We start from the raw sequence: 16,783 nt of genomic DNA on the forward strand, positions 1-16,783 counted from the left end.
CTGTCAGTACGCGCCGAAGACGTTGTCGATCGACCCGTACCGCGCGGCCGCGTAGTTGCAGGCGGCGGTGATGTTCGCGACCGGGTCGTAGATGTTGAAGGAGGTTCCGGCCACGTGGTACGCGTTGAACGTCGGGTCGATGACCTGCAGCAGGCCCTTGGACGGGATGCCCTTGGCGGCGTTGGAGTCCCAGAGGTTGATGGCGGCCGGGTTGCCGGAGGACTCCCGCATGACGTTGCGGTAGATGCCGTTGTAGGTGCCCGGGATGCCCTTCTGAGCCATGATCGCGAGGGACTCGCGGATCCAGCCGTCAAGGGTGTTCGGGTAACCGGCGGGGGTGGTGGAGACCGTGGTGGCGGCCGGGGTCGCGGCGGAGGCGCTGGTCGCCCCGATGAGCGGCAGGGCGAGGACGGCGGCACCGGTGCCGGCGGCGGCGAGGGCGCGGACGAGGCGGTTGTTCCGGGTACGGCGGTGCTGAGCGGCAGCAGGCATGGGGAAGTTCCTCTCCAACGCCTGCGGGGTGAGCTGTCGGGTTCGGGCGGGGAGGTGCCCGGCCGTGCCCGGGAAGGCACGGCTTCACCCCTAGCCGGTCCGGCGCGACGGGTGTCGTCCGGTCCGGCGCTTACCTGGGTCCCCCGCTCCTGCCATACGAATGGGTCCGTGGATGGTTATGCGGGCGGCGGCAGGATTCGGCGTCCGCCCGACGGCCCGGAACGTATGCGAGAGCACATGTCGGGAACAAGTACCGGATTCACACAACGTCCTGTTTGACCTTGATCTATGCACTATGAGGTGCTTGATCCTTTGCGCTCGCCAACCCTCAACTCGCCAGCGGGGCAAGGCGGGAAGGGGAACCGGGGCCAATGGGGTGCCGACGGGTGCCCGTGACCCAACTCACGAAATAGCAAAGTGCTTCAAGTCGGACATGGGGGATTCGGGTGGATCGGCTGAACGGTGGAACCTGCGACCTGGCGCCCGTCGTTGTTCCGGGGGAGGGGGGTGGAGGTATTACTCCGCTCGCCTCTCGGCTTGCGACAAAGCGGACGGATTCCTATTAAGTCGATAAATATACGTTCCTATTACTTGATCAAAAGTATCCCGGTCATGACCTGATACCTCCCAGGCTGGACCGGTGGGCGCTATCGGTGATCGAAAGAGGACCGGATACGCTGACTCGAGTGATGGCAGCGACCTATCGACAAACCGTGTAATCGCCAGCAGACACCAGCAGACAGGAGACCCCTCGTGACCGTCGTCGGGCCGTTCGGGCTGAGCGTGCGGGACCAGGCTCTGGAAGCCGATGTCCAGGCCGGATTGACGGCTGTCGAGGAAGGCTTGCTCGAGGCCACCAAGAGCGAGGTCCCGTTCATCACGGAGGCCGCACAGCACCTCGTGCGAGCCGGCGGGAAGCGGTTCCGGCCGCTGCTCGTGATGCTCGCGGCCCAGTTCGGCGACCCCTACGCGCCGGGTGTCGTACCGTCGGCCGTGGTGGTGGAGCTGACCCATCTGGCCACGCTGTACCACGACGACGTCATGGACGAGGCGGCCGTACGGCGTGGCGTGGACAGCGCCAACACGCGCTGGGGCAACTCGGTCGCGGTCCTCACCGGGGACTTCCTGTTCGCCCGGGCCTCCCAGATCCTCGCCGACCTCGGCCCCGAGGCCGTCCGGGTGCAGGCCCTCGCGTTCGAGCGGCTGGTCACGGGCCAGATCCTGGAGACCGCCGGTCCCGCGGACGGCCGCGACCCGGTCGAGCACTACCTGGACGTGCTCGGCGGCAAGACGGGCTCGCTGGTGGCGGTGTCGTGCCGGTTCGGCGCGATGATGTCCGGCGCGGCCGAGACGGTCGTCGACGTGCTCACCCAGTACGGCGAGCGGCTCGGCGTCGCCTTCCAGCTCGCCGACGACGTCCTGGACATCGCCTCCGACTCGCACGAGTCCGGCAAGACCCCCGGCACCGACCTGCGCGAGGGCATTCCGACGCTGCCCGTTCTGCGGCTGCGTGAGCGGGCGGCCCGGCTGGGGCTGCCCGAGGACATCGCACTGTGCCGGCTGCTGGACTCCGACCTCAGTGACGACGCCCGGCACGCCGAGGCGCTGGCCGCGCTGCGCGCCCACCCCGCGCTGGAGCAGGCCCGCCGGGACACCGTCCGCTACGCGGAGGAGGCCCGTGCCGCGCTGGCGCCGCTGCGGGAGTGCGACGCCAAGGCGGCGCTGATGGAGCTGTGCGACGCGGTGGTGCACCGCGCCGGCTGACCCCGGCCGTCCCACGGGGCCACGTCTCGCGGCGGCGACCGGCCGTACGGAGCCTGTGCGACCGGTACGGCCCGGTGCGATGCACGGTCCGCCGCAGACATCCCTCCCCCGGTGGCTCGGATGCCCGTCCCCTCCGGTGGCTCGGATGCCCGTCCCCTCCGGTCGCTCGGATGCCCGTCCTCCCGGTCGCTCGGATGCCCGTCCTCCCGGTCGCTCGGACCCGCCCGGCACCTGCCGCTCCGATGCCCATGCCCCCGTACAGCCCCCTCCGTTCCGGTGAGACCCCTACGGGTCGGGGGAGCCGCGGCCCCTACGTGTCATACCGCAGGCGTACACGGAGTTGGCTCCGAGGTCTGACGCTTCCTCATGGCCGATTTGGTGAGATGGACACCACGGACATCACCACTCCTCACCGATTCGGGTGAGAATGGCGGCACTGGTGGACCAGCGTGGGGACAGCCGCCGCCGACGACGGAGGTAAGGCACACATGGCACCGTACGAAACCGACGACGCAGTGGACGCCGCGCAGGAGGAAGCTCCGCGCGCCGGACGCCGCAAGGCCGCCCGCTACGCGGTCCCGGTCGCGGTGGTGGGGGTGGCGGCGGCCACGATCGGGCTGGTCCCGGCGCTCGCCGCCTCCGGTGACCCCGACCTGCCCAGGATCACCGCACAGCAGCTCATCGAGAAGATCGCCAAGTCGGACGTGCAGCAGCTGTCCGGCACCGTGCGGGTCAGCACCGACCTCGGCCTGCCCGACCTGGGCGGCCTGGAGAGCAGCCTGGCCTCGGGGGCCGCCAAGGGCTCCGGCGACGGCTCCTCGGCCGACCCGCAGGCCAAGCTCACCTCGCTGGTCTCCGGCACGCACACGCTGCGCGTCGCCGCGGACGGCCCGCAGAAGCAGAAGCTGTCGCTGCTGGAGAGCGGCTCCGAGTACAGCCTCATCCACAACGGCAAGGACGTGTGGGGCTACGACAGCAAGAGCAACGAGGTCTACCACGGCACCTCGGCCGACTCCGGCAAGGACCACAGGGCCGAGCCCCCGGCCACGCCCAAGGACTTCGCCGACGAGGCGCTGAAGTCGGTGGACGACACCACGTCCGTCACCGTCGACGGCACCGAGCAGGTCGCCGGCCGCGACGCCTACAAGCTGCTGATCAAGCCCCGGCAGTCCGGTACCACGGTCGGCGCGATCAGCATCGCCGTCGACGCGAAGACGGGCATGCCGCTGAAGTTCACGCTGACTCCGAAGAGCGGCGGCGCCGCCGTCCTCGACGCGGGCTTCACCCGGGTCTCCTTCGCGAAGCCGGACGCCTCCACCTTCGCCTTCACCCCGCCCAAGGGCGCGAAGGTGACGGAGGAGAAGACGGGCAACAAGGAGCACGCGGAGCGGCAGCACGCGCCGAAGCGGGGCGAGTTCGGCAAGGGTCTCGGCGGCTCCGACGTCCTCGGCAAGGGCTGGACGTCCATCGCCACCTTCGACACCGGCGCCAAGGGCGGCCTGCCGACCGGCGCCAAGGCCGGTGACCTCGGCGGCTTCCTCGGCTCGCTCGGCGACAAGGTCTCCGGCAAGTTCGGCAAGGGCACCGTCTTCTCCACCCGGCTGGTCAACGCCCTGATCACCGACGACGGCAAGGTCTACGCCGGCACGGTGACCAAGGACGCCCTGGTGAAGGCGGCGAACACGGGAAAGTAGCCCCTTTCGGGCACCACGAGCCGTGACCGTACGTTGAACCTTCGGGGTCTTCGGGGGCAGGGCGAATCGAGGGGGAGCCGATGGACGAACCGTCCGCCAGGGAGCGCGAGGCGGGGGAGAACGGGGAACCGGGGGACGCACAGCGGCGTGCCCCGGCCCGGGCGGAGGCGGGCGTCATCGTCACCCGCGGCCTCACCAAGCGCTATCGCGGCGGACAACTCGCCGTCGACGGCCTCGACCTGACCGTCCCGGCGGGCAGCGTCTTCGGCTTCCTCGGCCCGAACGGCTCCGGCAAGACCACCACCATCCGCATGCTGATGGGCCTGATCGAGCCGACGGCGGGCACGGCCCGTGTGCTGGGCCGCCCGATGCCCCGGGCGGCCCGTGCCGTTCTCCCGCAGATCGGCGCGCTCATCGAGGGGCCCGCCCTGTACGGCTTCCTCTCCGGCCGGGACAACCTGCTGCGCTACGACGCCGCCGACCCGACCGCCGACCCCCGCACCCGGCGCGCCCGCGTCGCCGCAGCCCTGGACCGGGTGGGCCTCACGGCGGCCGCCGGCAAGAAGGCGAAGGCGTACTCGCTGGGCATGAAACAGCGCCTCGGCCTGGCCGCCGCGCTGCTCCAGCCACGCCGGCTGCTGGTTCTGGACGAGCCCACCAACGGCCTGGATCCGCAGGGCATGCGCGAGATCCGCACCCTGATCCGGGAGCTGGCCGCCGACGGCACGACCGTCTTCCTCTCCTCCCACCTCCTCGACGAGATCGAGCAGGTCTGCACCCACGCGGCGGTCATGGCGCGGGGCCGGCTCGTCACCCAGGGTGCGGTGGCCGACCTGGCGGCCGGGGCGCGGGGCCGGCTGGTGGTGACCACCCCGGATCCGGCCGAGGCGGCCCGGGTGCTGAAGGAGCAGGGCGTCGGGGATGTCATCGCCGACGGCGACCGGGTCGGCGGCGAACCACCCGCACGCGACCTCGCCGAGGTGAACGCGGCCCTGGTCGCGGCGGGAGTGCGGGTCCGGGGTTTCACGGTCGAACGGGCCTCGCTGGAGGACGCGTTCGTGGCGCTGACGGGGGAGGGCTTCGATGTCGCGGGCTGAAACGGTCCCGGCGACCGCCGTACGGCGGCCGAGTCCGCTGTGGACGCTCGGGCTGCTGCGCAGTGAACTGGTCACGACCCTCCGGCGCTGGCGCACCCTCGCCCTGCTCGGCGTGCTGACCGCGGTGCCGGTGCTGGTCGGGATCGCGGTGAAGATCCAGACGCGCGGCGGCGGGACGGCGGACCACAGCGGGCAGGGCCCGGCGTTCCTCGCACAGATCACCAACAACGGCCTGTTCCTGGTGTTCACGGCGCTGGCCGCGACACTGCCGTTCTTCCTGCCGATGGCCGTCGGGGTCGTCGCGGGCGACGCGATAGCCGGTGAGGCGGGGGCGGGCACCCTGCGCTATCTGCTGGTCGCCCCGGCCGGTCGTACCCGGCTGCTGCTGACCAAGTACACGACCGTGATGGCGTTCTGTCTGCTGGCCACCCTGGTCGTCGCCGTCTCCGCTCTGATCGTCGGCGCGCTGCTCTTCCCGCTGGGCGACCTGACGACCATCTCCGGTACCCGGATCAGCTTCGCCGAGGGCCTCGGCCGGGCCCTGCTGATCGCCCTGGTGGTCGCTGCCTCGCTGGTCGGCGTGGCGGCGCTGGGCCTGTTCGTGTCGACCCTCACGGGCAGCGGCATCGCGGCGATGGCGACCACCGTCGGCCTGCTCATCACCGTCCAGATCCTCGACCAGATACCCCAGCTGCACGCGCTGCGGCCGTACTTCTTCCCGCACTACTGGCTGTCCTTCGCCGACCTGATCCGCGACCCCGTCTACTGGGACGGCCTGGTGAAGAACCTCGGCCTGCAGGCGCTGTACGCGGCGGTGTTCGGTTCGGCGGCCTGGGCGCGGTTCACGACGAAGGACATCAGCGCGTAGGCCTAGCCGGCGGCCTTCTCGTGCGGGAAGCGGGCCAGGGGCGCGTCCTGGGCGAAGAAGGTCTTCGCGCGTGCCAGCGCCTCGGTGTCCTTCAGCACGTCGCCGGGCGCGCTGCCGTTGCCGAGCAGCACCCCGCCGAAGCGCATCCCCATGTAGGCGGCGGAGTTGTTGAGTGTGCCGGCGTAGGGGTCGGCGACGGACGGCTCGTCGTCCGCCAGTGCCGCGATGCCCCAGAGCGTGCGGCCGGCCAGGGTCGCCCTGAAGTCGAGGCCCGGGGTGCGCAGCCAGCCGGACCAGTGGTCCAGGTAGCGCTTGGTGAGACCGGACACCGAGTACCAGTACAACGGCGAGGCGATCACGATGTCGGTGGCCGCGAGGGTGGCGTCCAGCAGCAGACCGGCGGGGCCGTCCGACGGCGGCCGTACGTGGTCGCTGTCGTGCCGCGCGTCGGTGAAGTCGGGGAGCGGGTGGTCGGCCAGGCGGATCCAGCGCTGTTCGACATCACCGGGCAGCTGCTCGGCGGCCCTGCGGGCCAGCAGTTCGGTGTTGCCCTCGGCGCGGGAGCTGCCCAGGACGAAGAGAAAACGGCGGCTCATGGGTCCCCCAGGTGGGTGCTGGCGTACGACGGTTAGAGTCGTGCGCATTTTATGCACACGCAAGCACTTCTGGCCAGGGTGCGGCTGGTGCGAGGCTGTGACGCTGCGGTGACGTGGAATTCGAGGGAAACCGACACACTGGTCGGCAGGACGCGTACGACCGGATCGCGACGCCGGGGGAGTGAGGGAAAACCGATGGCCCGACTCAGCTTCGAGAAGAAGCGGGTGCAGCAGCCCGCGGTGCATCCGGCGGTGGTGGCCGTGCGGGTGTTCGGCGCGGGAAGCGCGTCGGTGGGTGGGGCGTCGGTGGTGGCGGGGCCGGGCGAGGAGATCCAACAGGCCGTCCTCGACCACCTGCAGCGCCTGGCCATCAGCCTCGGCGCCCCGATACGCGCCACCATCCACGACGACCGCGTGGGCTGCGTGGTTCCACTGGAGGTCTCGGCGGACGGCTCCAGCCGGGTCACGGGGCGGGCGATGCGGGTGGCCGCGGCGAGCGGGCCGGGCGGGCCGCGCTCGGCCGACGTTGCGTCACCGGCGGCCGTGGCCGTGGCGGAGGGCGCGCGGGACGTGCCCCGTGGGGAGCAGCCGGAGCCGGCCGGGGCGGTGCAGGTACCGACGGGACAGTTCGGTCCCGCGCCGGTCATGCCGGTCAGGGAGGCCCCGGTGCCCGCCGCCGACGCCCCGAAGCCCGAGCCCGCACCCAGGGCCTACGTCCCCCCGGCTTACGCCCCCGCGGCCCCGGCCGCCCCGATCCCGGCTGCCACGGCCCCGGCTTCCGTGGTGACCGCGCCTGCCGCTCCGGCCTCCAGGGTCTCCGCCCCCGCAGCCCTGGCCTCCATGGCATCCGCGCTCATGGCCTCTGCCCCCGACCCCGCTCCGACCCACACCCCCGCCCGGGGCTTCGACGCCGTCGCCGAGGAGGTGCTCGGGGACGAGCCCGTGACCGAGACCGCGGAGGGGGCCGAGTTGCTCACCGAGCCGATGACGCGGATCAACGAGGCCGTGCGGGAGGGCCGTGTCGAGGCGGCGGCGGAACTCGCCGACCGTACGGTCGCCGAGGCGTCCGCCGTGCTGGGCCCCCGCCATGCCGAGGTGCTGCACCTGCGCGAACTGTCCGCCTACATCGCCTACTTGGCGGGCGACCCGGTCCGTGCCTTCCAGCTGTCCCTGGACCTCGCCCGGCTGCGCCGGCAGGCGCGGGACGCGGAGGCCGCCTATGGCAACGTGCAGAGCGCGGCGACCGCCTGGCGCGCGGTGCGCGACCCGGAGGAGGGGCTGCGGCTGGGCCGGGACCTGATCGACCTGTGGGCGGAACTCAGCAGCGAGCCGGGCCCCGCTGCCGACGACCCCCGCCCGCTGGAGTCCGCCCGCGCCCGCATGGTGCGCCTCACCGACCGGGCGGCTCGCGCCGCGCAGGCCTGACGACTGCCTGATCCTGACGCCCGCCCGTGGCCTGACGACTGCCTGATCCTGACGCCCGCCCGTGGCCTGACGACTGCCTGGTCCTGACGACTGCCTGGTCCTGACGACTGCCTGGTCCTGACGACTGCCTGGTCCTGACGACTGCCTGGTCCTGACGCCCGTCCGTGGCCTACGCCGGTCCGTGGCCTGACGCTCGCCCGTGGCCTGACGCCCGCCCGTGGCCTGACGCCGGTCCGGACAGGACGCCCGTCCAGGCGCGGCGTCCGCCCGCACCGGATGGGCGTCCAGGCGCGGCGCCCGCCCGGACCCGGCAACCGGCCACGCCGGAACCGGTCCCGGCGGCAGCCCTACTGCACGCAGAACTCGTTGCCCTCCGGGTCCGTCATCAGCACCCACTCGCCGGCGGGCTCCTTCACCTCGCGCAGTACGTGCGCGCCCAGCGCCCGCAGCCGTGCCACCTCGTCCGCGCGCTGCCCGGCACCGGCGTGCAGGTCGAGGTGGAGCCGGTTCTTGACGGTCTTCGGCTCCGGTACGCGCTGGAAGAGCAGTCGCCGCCCGAGGCCCGTGCCGGTCTCCGGGTCGTACGGGTCGTCGGGGTGCCGTACGGCGATCAGGTCGCGGAAGGCGGGGCGGCCGTGGTACTCGACGGTGGCCTCCCCGGGCAACGCGCCGAGGGACAGCAGCCGTTCGACGAGGGCGCTGTTGTCCTCGGCCGTGTAGTGCAGCGCGGCGGCCCAGAAGTCGGCCTGTGCGTGCGGGTCGGCCGCGTCGATGACGAGCTTCCAGTGCAGTGGGGCGGGGGCCTCGGTGGGCGGCTGAGTCGACATGCTCACCACTTATAGCGGGGAGCACTGACATCAGCGGCGTTCACGGGAGCGGAGCCCCCCGGTTCACGCGTCCACAGGCGCGGTATCCGGCGTGTTCACCCGGGGTGTCCCGAGCGGCTCCCTCGGCCTCCGCGCGGAGCGCAGCGCGTCACCCGTGAGCAGCACCAGTGCCAGCCAGACCAGGGCGAATCCGGCCCAGCGCTCGGGTGGCATGGCCTCGTGGAAGTAGAGGACGCCGCACAGGAACTGGAAGACGGGGGCCAGGTACTGCAGCAGGCCCAGCGTGGACAGGGGCACGCGGATCGCCGCCGCGCCGAAGCAGACCAGGGGCAGCGCGGTGACGACGCCGGTGGAGGCGAGCAGGGCGGCGTGTCCGGTGCCGTCGTTCAGGAAGCTCGTGCCTCCGTGTCCGCCGAGCCACAGCAGATAGCCGAGCGCGGGCAGGAACTGGATCGCGGTCTCGGCGGCCAGTGACTCCAGGCCACCGAGGGCGACCTTCTTCTTGACCAGGCCGTAGGTGGCGAAGGAGAAGGCGAGGACGAGCGAGATCCACGGGGGGCGGCCGTAGCCGATGGTCAGGACGACGACGGAGGCGAGGCCGGTCGCGACCGCCGCCCACTGCACGGGCCGCAGCCGCTCCTTGAGCAGGAGCACGCCCATCGCGATGGTCACCAGCGGGTTGATGAAGTACCCGAGGGAGGCCTCGACCACATGGCCGGAGTTCACGGACCAGATGTAGACGCCCCAGTTCAGGGTGATGACGGCGGCGGCCACCGCGATGAGCCCGAGCCGGCGCGGCTGGCGCAGCAGTTGTCCGGCCCACGCCCAGCGCCGGACGAAGAGCAGGGCGACGGCGACGACCAGCAGGGACCACACCATGCGGTGGGCGAGGATCTCCACCGCCCCGGCGGGTTTCAGCAGGGGCCAGAACAGGGGCACCAGGCCCCACATGCCGTAGGCCGCGAAGCCGTTCAGCAGGCCTATCCGGTGCTCACCCTTGGACTTCCCGGCCACAGCCCCTCCCTCTCCCGTCACGCACGCGAGAACGAAGGTAGCGCCGCGCACCCCCGGCTGTCATGGCCATATTGCCATACGGTCATGACAGCCGGGGTGGTGTCACCGGATCGCTCAGCCCTTGAGCGCGGCGGAAACCGCCTCCGCCAGCGGGGTGGTGGGACGGCCGATCAGCCGCGACAGATCCCCGGAGGAGACCACCAGCTCGCCCTTCTCGACCGAGGCGTCCACACCGGCCAGGACCGCGGCCAGCGGGCCGGGCAGCCCGGCGCCGGTCAGGATGCCGGTGAAGGCCTCGACGGAGACCGGGGTGTAGGTGATCTCCTTGCCGGTCTGCCGGCTCAGCTCGGCCGCGTACTCGGCGAAGCCCCACGCCTCGTCGCCGCCCAGTTCGTACGTCGTGTTCTCGTGGCCCTCGCCGGTCAGCACCGCGACCGCGGCGGCCGCGTAGTCGGCACGGGCGGCCGAGGAGAGGCGGCCCTCGCCGGCGGCCTGGACGACCGTGCCGTGCTCCAGCACCGGGGCCAGGTTCTCGGTGTAGTTCTCGTGGTACCAGCCGTTGCGCAGCAGCGCGTACGGCAGGCCGGAGGCGAGCAGCACCTCCTCGGTGGCCCGGTGGTCGTCCGCCAGCGCCGCCGTGAGACTGCCCGGGGCGCTGGTGTACGCGAGCAGCGCCACGCCCGCCGCCTTCGCCGCGTCGATGACGACCTTGTGCTGTCGCACCCGGCCCTTGTCGAACTCGTTGCCGGAGATCAGCAGGACCTTGTCGCCGGCGGCGAACAGGCCGTCGAAGGTGTCGGGGGCGTTGTAGTCGGCGACGGCCAGTTTCACTCCGCGTGCCGCGAAGTCGGCGGCCTTCGTCTCGTCGCGCACGACGGCGGTGATCCGCTCCGCCGGAACCTTCTCCAGCAGCTGTTCCACGACGTGCCGGCCGAGGTGTCCGGTGGCTCCGGTGACGACGATGCTCATGGTGGGGACTCCTTGGGGGTGCCGTTGTCTGCCTATGGCACTCACCCTAGGGATGGCGCTAACTGAGCGAAAGTACCCACTTTGAAGTAAGGTACGGTCATGGCGGTAAGTGAGTCGAAGGGCGGCGGCGAGGCCATGTGCCCCCATCGCCTGGTCCTGGAGCACGTCACCAGCCGCTGGGGGGTGCTGGTGCTGATCCAGCTCCTCGACCGCCCGTACCGCTTCAGCGAACTGCGCCGGGCGATCAGCGGCCTCGGCGGGCGGGGCGTCAGCGAGAAGATGCTCACCCAGACCCTGCAGACCCTGGAGCGCGACGGCCTCGTCCACCGGGACGCCAAGCCCGTCATCCCGCCGCGCGTCGACTACTCCCTGACCGGGCTGGGCCGCGAGGCGGCGGAGCAGGTACGGGCACTGGCGCAGTGGACCCAGCAGCGCATGGACGACGTGCTCAACGCCCGCCGGGCATACGACGAGGCCCGGGAAATCCAGTCCCGGGCCTCGTGACGGCGAACAGCAGGGTCAGCCGACGACCGTCCAGGTGTCCCCGCCGGCCAGCAGCGCGGCCAGGTCGCCCTTGCCCTTCTGCTCGATCGCGGTGTCCAGCTGGTCGGCCATCGCCGTGTCGTAGACCGGTCGTTCGACCGAGCGGAAGACACCGATCGGGGTGTGGTGCAGGGTGTCGGGGTCGGCGAGCCGGGAGAGGGCGAAGGCCGTGGTCGGCGACGCGGCGTGCGCGTCGTGGACCAGGATGTCCGCCTCGTTCTCCGCCGTCACGGTGACCGCCTCCAGATCACCGGTGGCCCGGCTGCGTACGACGCCGCGCGCGCCGTCGGCCCCGAAGCGGATCGGCTGCCCGTGCTCCAGGCGGATCAGGGTCTCCTCGGCCTGCTCCTTGTCCTTCAGGGCGTCGAAGGCGCCGTCGTTGAAGATGTTGCAGTTCTGGTAGATCTCGATCAGCGCGGTGCCCGGGTGGTCTGCGGCCGCGCGCAGCACCTCCGTCAGGTGCTTGCGGTCGGAGTCGATGGTGCGGGCCACGAAGGACGCCTCCGCGCCGAGCGCCAGCGACACCGGGTTGAACGGCGCGTCCAGCGAGCCCATGGGCGTCGACTTGGTGATCTTGCCGACCTCGGACGTCGGCGAGTACTGGCCCTTGGTCAGGCCGTAGATCCGGTTGTTGAACAGCAGGATCTTCAGGTTGACGTTGCGGCGCAGGGCGTGGATCAGGTGGTTGCCGCCGATGGACAGCGCGTCGCCGTCACCGGTGACCACCCACACCGACAGGTCCCGCCTGCTCGCGGCCAGGCCGGTCGCGATCGCCGGGGCGCGGCCGTGGATGGAGTGCATCCCGTAGGTGTTCATGTAGTACGGGAAACGGGAGGAGCAGCCGATGCCGGAGACGAAGACGATGTTCTCTCTGGCCAGCCCCAGCTCCGGCATGAAGCCCTGCACGGCGGCGAGGATCGCGTAGTCGCCGCAGCCCGGGCACCAGCGCACCTCCTGGTCCGACTTGAAGTCCTTCATCGACTGCTTGGCCTCGGCCTTGGGGACCAGCTGCAGCAGTCCGTTGCCGGCGTCAGTCATCGATGGCCTCCTTCAGCGCGGTGGCGAGCTGTTCCGCCTTGAACGGCATGCCGTTGACCTGGTTGTAGGAGTGGGCGTCGACCAGGTACTTCGCCCGGATCAGGGTGGCGAGCTGCCCGAGGTTCATCTCCGGGACCACCACCTTGTCGTACTGCTGGAGCACCTTTCCGAGATTGCGCGGGAAGGGGTTGAGGTGGCGCAGATGGGCCTGCGCGATCGACTCGCCGGCCGCCCGCAGCCGCCGTACCGCCGCCGTGATCGGGCCGTACGTCGATCCCCAGCCCAGGACCAGGGTCTTCGCGCCGTGCGGGTCGTCGACCTCGATGTCCGGGACCTCGATGCCGTCGATCTTGGCCTGCCGGGTGCGGACCATGAAGTCGTGGTTGGCGGGGTCGTAGGAGATGTTGCCCGTGCCGTCCTGCTTCTCGATGCCGCCGATGCGGTGCTCCAGACCCGGCGTGCCCGGGATCGCCCACGGCCGGGCGAGGGTCTCGGGGTCCCGCTTGTACGGCCAGAAGACCTCGGTGCCGTCGGCAAGGGCGTGGTTCGGCCCGGAGGCGAACTGGACGCGCAGGTCCGGCAGCTCGTCCAGGTCCGGGATCCGCCACGGCTCGGAGCCGTTGGCCAGGTAGCCGTCGGACAGCAGCATCACCGGTGTGCGGTACGTCAGCGCGATCCGGGCCGCCTCCAGCGCGGCGTCGAAGCAGTCCGCCGGGGTCTGCGGCGCGACGATCGGCACCGGCGCCTCGCCGTTGCGGCCGAACATCGCCTGCAGCAGGTCCGCCTGCTCGGTCTTGGTCGGCAGACCCGTGGACGGCCCGCCGCGCTGGATGTCGACGACCAGCAGCGGCAGCTCCAGCGAGACGGCGAGACCGATCGTCTCGCTCTTCAGCGCGACACCGGGACCGGACGTCGTCGTCACCGCGAGCGAGCCGCCGAAGGCCGCGCCCAGCGCCGCGCCGATGCCCGCGATCTCGTCCTCGGCCTGGAAGGTGCGGACGCCGAAGTTCTTGTGCTTGCTCAGCTCGTGCAGGATGTCCGAGGCCGGAGTGATCGGGTACGAGCCGAGGAACAGCGGCAGGTCCGCCTGCTGCGAGGCCGTGACCAGGCCGTAGGCCAGGGCGAGGTTGCCGGAGATGTTGCGGTAGGTGCCGACCGGGAAGGCCTTGGCGGCCGGGGCGACCTTGTAGGAGACCGCGAAGTCCTCCGTCGTCTCGCCGAAGTTCCAGCCGGCCCGGAACGCGGTGATGTTCGCCTCGGCGATGTCCGGCTTCTTGGCGAACTTCGACCTCAGGAACTTCTCGGTGCCCTCGGTGGGCCGGTGGTACATCCAGCTCAGCAGACCCAGCGCGAACATGTTCTTGCTGCGCTCGGCCTCCTTGCGGGAGAGGGAGAACTCCTTGAGTGCCTCCACCGTGAGGGTGGTCAGCGGCACCGGGTGGAGGTTGTAGCCGTCCAGCGAGCCGTCGTGGAGCGGGTCGGTGTCGTAGCCGACCTTCTGCAGGGCGCGCTTGGTGAACTCGTCCGTGTTGACGATGATCTCGGCGCCGCGCGGCAGGTCGCCGACGTTCGCCTTCAGGGCGGCCGGGTTCATCGCCACCAGCACGTTCGGCGCGTCCCCGGGGGTGAGGATGTCGTGGTCGGCGAAGTGCAGCTGGAAGCTGGAGACACCGGGCAGGGTGCCGGCGGGGGCGCGGATCTCGGCGGGGAAGTTGGGGAGGGTGGAGAGGTCGTTGCCGAAGGAAGCGGTCTCCGAGGTGAACCGGTCACCGGTGAGCTGCATACCGTCACCCGAGTCCCCCGCGAACCGGATGATCACCCGGTCCAGGCGCCGCACGTCCTTCGCGCCGCCCGGTTTGCGCTGCTCTCCCACGACGGTTCCGTCGGTCTGCTCCGCTGGGCTGCTGACCTGGCTGGTCACTGAACTGGACCTCCTTCGAGGCGGCTGTCCGTCGGGTGGTCGTCCCACGGACCATCCCAGGATCAACCCTACGTCGGTTAGGGTCGCCTTCCCGAGGCCATCCGAAGATTGGACGGCGTTTCGAGACGGCCTGTCGCGCTGCTTCTCACTCTCCCGCATGATGACCCGCGCCGCCGGAACCCCGATCAAGAAGTTCCCGAGCGTCCCTCGCTTGTCTCCTGAGCGGCGGTGCCGGGTCCTCAGGAGTTCAGGGCCGGGTCCTCAGGAGTTCAGGTACGTCAGGACGGCCAGAACGCGACGGTGGTCGCCGTCGCTCGGGGCCAGCCCGAGCTTCAGGAAGATGTTGCTGACGTGCTTCTCCACGGCCCCGTCGCTGACCACCAGCTGCTTGGCGATGGCCGAGTTCGTGCGCCCCTCCGCCATCAGCCCGAGCACCTCGCGCTCGCGCGGCGTCAGCCCCGCCAGCACGTCCTGCTTGCGGCTGCGCCCGAGCAACTGCGCGACGACCTCCGGGTCCAGCGCCGTACCGCCTTCGGCCACCCGCACCACCGCGTCCACGAACTCGCGCACCTCGGCGACCCGGTCCTTGAGCAGATAGCCCACACCCCGGCTGGAACCGGCCAGCAACTCGGTGGCGTAGCGCTCCTCCACGTACTGCGACAGCACCAGCACCCCGAGCCCCGGATGAGCCTTGCGCAGCCGTACGGCCGCCCGGACGCCCTCGTCGGTGTGCGTCGGCGGCATCCGCACGTCCGCCACGACCACGTCGGGCAGCGTGCCCTGTGCCTCCAGGTCCGCGACGGTCTTCACCAGAGCCTCCGCGTCGCCGACACCGGCCACGACATCGTGCCCGCGGTCGGTCAGCAACCGGGTCAGGCCCTCCCTGAGCAGCACTGAATCCTCGGCGATGACCACCCGCACCCTGTCCTCCACGATCTCCCGGCCCCCCATGCCATGCCGCTCGTGCGACGACGCCCGCCCATGCGGACGCTCGTCCGTACGAAGGCCAAGCATCCCAGCATTCGCTCCGCACCGCCGCCGCACAGCACAATCCGGCCACCGGCGGGGGCAGGGGGCGGGAGGCCGTCCCCTGGGGAGGGAGGCGGGTGTGCGCGGGGGGGCGGGGGGCCGTCGTACCGGGCGTCAGGCTCGCCAGGGCAGTTCCGCGATCACCCGGGTGGGGCCGCCCGACGGGGAGTCCACCACGAGGACGCCGTCCACCGCGTCCAGTCGTCCGGCGAGGCCGGCCAGGCCCGAGCCGCGGGAGACGTCCGCGCCGCCCACCCCGTCGTCGGTCACCTGCAGCATCAGCCGGTCCTCCGTGCACCACACGTCCACCGAGGCGGACCGGGCCCCGCTGTGCTTGCTGATGTTCTGCAGCAGTTCGGAGACGGTGAAGTAGGCGATGCCCTCGATGGCCGGCGCCGGGCGGGCCGGCAGATCGACCTCGACCCGTACCGGCACCGTGCACCGGGAGGCGACCGCGGACAGCGCGGCGTCCAGACCACGGTCGGTCAGCACGGCCGGATGGATGCCGCGGGCGAGATCGCGCAGCTCCTGCAGCGCCGTCTTCACCTCGCCGTGCGCCTCGTCCACCATCCGCGCCGCCGCCCGCGGGTCCTCCCGGAGCTTCTCCTTCGCCAGCCCCAGATCCATGGCCAGGTTGACCAGCCGGGCCTGTGCCCCGTCGTGCAGGTCCCGCTCGATGCGCCGCAGGTCGGCGGCGGCCGTGTCGACCACGACCCCGCGGTCCGACTCCAGCTCCACCACCCGCGCCGACAGCAGCGACGGCCCCAGCAGCCCCCGTACCAGCAGCCCGTCCACCGCCGTCAGGGCCCGTACGACCCACGGCGTGGCCAGGGTGACCAGCAGCCCGACCAGCGCGGTCACGGTGATCTCGAAGGGGTTGTCGAGATAGACGCTGTGGTGTTCGTCGCCGTACAGCTGCAGCCCGCCCTGGCCGCCGTACATCGGGAAGACCCAGAACCACAGCGGGTAGGTCAGCAGCGACCAGCCGCACGTCCACAGGCTCACCGCCACCGAGAACGAGAACACCGCCCAGGGGAACTGCACCAGCGTGTACAGCAGGTTCCGCCAGGAGGTGCCGCTCTTGAGCACCGCGCCCATCCAGCCCAGCGCGCCCGGCTTGCGCAACCGCAGCGGCTCCGGCTCGGCCACGTCCAGCCGCAGCAGACCGCGCGCCCGCGCCCGCTCCAGCGCGCCGAAGCCGCGGCAGCCGGCGAGTGCCGCCGCGAGCACCGGGACGCCGAGGAAGGTCACCAGCAGGCCCACGCCGAGCGATGCCATGGTGACCGTCCAGGTGAACAGCACGGTGGAGAGGGGCAGGCTCAGCAGGACGTAGCCGAGCTCGCGCCAGCTGCGCGCCTCGAACGGCGCCCGCAACGCGGCGGGCAGCCGATAGCCGGTTCCGGCGGACCGCCCGTGCCCCCGCCCGTACCCGTGTCCGTACTCCGTGGCCATCGATGTCGTCCCGTTCTTCTCGTTCGAGCGGCGGTTCAGCCGTGTCTCCAGAGT

General features: G+C 71.3%; 15 protein-coding genes and 1 riboswitch. Of the genes, 6 read left to right on the forward strand and 9 right to left on the reverse strand.

From position 1 onward, the window contains the following. Window positions 1-3: 3 nt before the first annotated feature. Window positions 4-492, reverse strand: a complete 489-nt coding sequence (locus ACZ7GZ_RS12240) for a transglycosylase SLT domain-containing protein (RefSeq protein WP_471023344.1) — start codon at window positions 490-492, stop codon at window positions 4-6. 3 nt (window positions 493-495) lie between these two features. Beyond that, window positions 496-669: riboswitch (cyclic di-AMP (ydaO/yuaA leader) on the reverse strand. A 576-nt stretch (window positions 670-1,245) separates the two neighbouring features. On the opposite strand from ACZ7GZ_RS12240, the gene ACZ7GZ_RS12245 reads away from it, so the two are divergent. The 4 genes from ACZ7GZ_RS12245 (at window position 1,246) to ACZ7GZ_RS12260 (ending at window position 5,915) form a co-directional block, all read left to right on the forward strand. Beyond that, window positions 1,246-2,256, forward strand: coding sequence for a polyprenyl synthetase family protein (locus tag ACZ7GZ_RS12245; RefSeq protein WP_471023345.1), 1,011 nt, complete (start codon window positions 1,246-1,248; stop codon window positions 2,254-2,256). 488 nt (window positions 2,257-2,744) lie between these two features. Next, the gene (locus ACZ7GZ_RS12250) at window positions 2,745-3,950 is read left to right on the forward strand and encodes a LolA family protein (protein ID WP_471023348.1); all 1,206 of its coding nucleotides are present in this window, start codon (window positions 2,745-2,747) and stop codon (window positions 3,948-3,950) included. 80 nt (window positions 3,951-4,030) lie between these two features. Then, entirely contained in the window at window positions 4,031-5,047 is a 1,017-nt protein-coding gene (locus ACZ7GZ_RS12255) for an ABC transporter ATP-binding protein (protein WP_471023350.1), read from the forward strand. After that, a complete protein-coding gene (locus ACZ7GZ_RS12260) occupies window positions 5,034-5,915 on the forward strand; it encodes an ABC transporter permease (protein WP_471023353.1) in 882 nt (293 codons plus the stop codon). The genes ACZ7GZ_RS12255 and ACZ7GZ_RS12260 overlap by 14 nt, the downstream gene beginning before the upstream one ends. 2 nt (window positions 5,916-5,917) lie before the next feature. Here ACZ7GZ_RS12260 and ACZ7GZ_RS12265 read toward each other — a convergent pair whose 3' ends face one another. Continuing rightward, on the reverse strand, window positions 5,918-6,511 hold the full coding sequence (locus ACZ7GZ_RS12265) for a flavodoxin family protein (protein ID WP_471023354.1): 594 nt from the start codon (window positions 6,509-6,511) through the stop codon (window positions 5,918-5,920). A 195-nt stretch (window positions 6,512-6,706) separates the two neighbouring features. Between ACZ7GZ_RS12265 and ACZ7GZ_RS12270 the strand changes: the two genes are divergently transcribed. Next, window positions 6,707-7,936, forward strand: coding sequence for a hypothetical protein (locus ACZ7GZ_RS12270; protein WP_471023355.1), 1,230 nt, complete (start codon window positions 6,707-6,709; stop codon window positions 7,934-7,936). A gap of 347 nt (window positions 7,937-8,283) precedes the next feature. On the opposite strand, the gene ACZ7GZ_RS12275 is transcribed toward ACZ7GZ_RS12270, so the two are convergent. From ACZ7GZ_RS12275 to ACZ7GZ_RS12285, 3 genes are all read right to left on the reverse strand, one after another. Beyond that, window positions 8,284-8,763 carry a VOC family protein gene (locus ACZ7GZ_RS12275; RefSeq protein WP_471023357.1) on the reverse strand — a complete coding sequence of 160 codons (480 nt, stop codon included), beginning with the start codon at window positions 8,761-8,763 and terminating at the stop codon, window positions 8,284-8,286. Window positions 8,764-8,826: 63 nt separating this feature from the next. Beyond that, on the reverse strand, window positions 8,827-9,777 hold the full coding sequence (gene rarD / locus ACZ7GZ_RS12280) for an EamA family transporter RarD (protein WP_471023358.1): 951 nt from the start codon (window positions 9,775-9,777) through the stop codon (window positions 8,827-8,829). Between the two features lie 114 nt (window positions 9,778-9,891). After that, complete coding sequence (locus ACZ7GZ_RS12285) at window positions 9,892-10,746, reverse strand: SDR family oxidoreductase (RefSeq protein WP_471023359.1); 855 nt, start codon at window positions 10,744-10,746, stop codon at window positions 9,892-9,894. Window positions 10,747-10,845: 99 nt separating this feature from the next. On the opposite strand from ACZ7GZ_RS12285, the gene ACZ7GZ_RS12290 reads away from it, so the two are divergent. Continuing rightward, window positions 10,846-11,250: a winged helix-turn-helix transcriptional regulator gene (locus tag ACZ7GZ_RS12290; RefSeq protein WP_471023360.1), complete on the forward strand. Its 405-nt coding sequence runs from the start codon at window positions 10,846-10,848 to the stop codon at window positions 11,248-11,250. 15 nt (window positions 11,251-11,265) lie between these two features. On the opposite strand, the gene ACZ7GZ_RS12295 is transcribed toward ACZ7GZ_RS12290, so the two are convergent. The 4 genes from ACZ7GZ_RS12295 to ACZ7GZ_RS12310 form a co-directional block, all read right to left on the reverse strand. Continuing rightward, a complete protein-coding gene (locus ACZ7GZ_RS12295; RefSeq protein WP_471023363.1) occupies window positions 11,266-12,327 on the reverse strand; it encodes a 2-oxoacid:ferredoxin oxidoreductase subunit beta in 1,062 nt (353 codons plus the stop codon). Continuing rightward, window positions 12,320-14,248: a 2-oxoacid:acceptor oxidoreductase subunit alpha gene (locus ACZ7GZ_RS12300; protein WP_471023366.1), complete on the reverse strand. Its 1,929-nt coding sequence runs from the start codon at window positions 14,246-14,248 to the stop codon at window positions 12,320-12,322. The genes ACZ7GZ_RS12295 and ACZ7GZ_RS12300 overlap by 8 nt, the downstream gene beginning before the upstream one ends. Window positions 14,249-14,509: 261 nt before the next feature. Next, window positions 14,510-15,199: a LuxR C-terminal-related transcriptional regulator gene (locus ACZ7GZ_RS12305; RefSeq protein WP_471023368.1), complete on the reverse strand. Its 690-nt coding sequence runs from the start codon at window positions 15,197-15,199 to the stop codon at window positions 14,510-14,512. A gap of 192 nt (window positions 15,200-15,391) precedes the next feature. After that, window positions 15,392-16,729, reverse strand: a complete 1,338-nt coding sequence (locus ACZ7GZ_RS12310) for a sensor histidine kinase (RefSeq protein WP_471023371.1) — start codon at window positions 16,727-16,729, stop codon at window positions 15,392-15,394. Window positions 16,730-16,783: the final 54 nt, after the last annotated feature.

Source organism: Streptomyces sp. NPDC037288 (assembly GCF_055603265.1).

What these genes read in the sequence shown, in the direction of transcription:
- ACZ7GZ_RS12305 (WP_471023368.1), bottom strand. Translation starts at nt 15,199, where the DNA reads ATGGGGGGCCGGGAGATCGTGGAGGACAGGGTGCGGGTGGTCATCGCC.
- ACZ7GZ_RS12295 (WP_471023363.1), bottom strand. Translation starts at nt 12,327, where the DNA reads ATGACTGACGCCGGCAACGGACTGCTGCAGCTGGTCCCCAAGGCCGAG.
- ACZ7GZ_RS12275 (WP_471023357.1), bottom strand. Translation starts at nt 8,763, where the DNA reads ATGTCGACTCAGCCGCCCACCGAGGCCCCCGCCCCACTGCACTGGAAG.
- ACZ7GZ_RS12240 (WP_471023344.1), bottom strand. Translation starts at nt 492, where the DNA reads ATGCCTGCTGCCGCTCAGCACCGCCGTACCCGGAACAACCGCCTCGTC.
- ACZ7GZ_RS12310 (WP_471023371.1), bottom strand. Translation starts at nt 16,729, where the DNA reads ATGGCCACGGAGTACGGACACGGGTACGGGCGGGGGCACGGGCGGTCC.
- ACZ7GZ_RS12265 (WP_471023354.1), bottom strand. Translation starts at nt 6,511, where the DNA reads ATGAGCCGCCGTTTTCTCTTCGTCCTGGGCAGCTCCCGCGCCGAGGGC.
- ACZ7GZ_RS12250 (WP_471023348.1), top strand. Translation starts at nt 2,745, where the DNA reads ATGGCACCGTACGAAACCGACGACGCAGTGGACGCCGCGCAGGAGGAA.
- ACZ7GZ_RS12255 (WP_471023350.1), top strand. Translation starts at nt 4,031, where the DNA reads ATGGACGAACCGTCCGCCAGGGAGCGCGAGGCGGGGGAGAACGGGGAA.
- ACZ7GZ_RS12260 (WP_471023353.1), top strand. Translation starts at nt 5,034, where the DNA reads ATGTCGCGGGCTGAAACGGTCCCGGCGACCGCCGTACGGCGGCCGAGT.
- ACZ7GZ_RS12285 (WP_471023359.1), bottom strand. Translation starts at nt 10,746, where the DNA reads ATGAGCATCGTCGTCACCGGAGCCACCGGACACCTCGGCCGGCACGTC.
- ACZ7GZ_RS12290 (WP_471023360.1), top strand. Translation starts at nt 10,846, where the DNA reads ATGGCGGTAAGTGAGTCGAAGGGCGGCGGCGAGGCCATGTGCCCCCAT.
- ACZ7GZ_RS12270 (WP_471023355.1), top strand. Translation starts at nt 6,707, where the DNA reads ATGGCCCGACTCAGCTTCGAGAAGAAGCGGGTGCAGCAGCCCGCGGTG.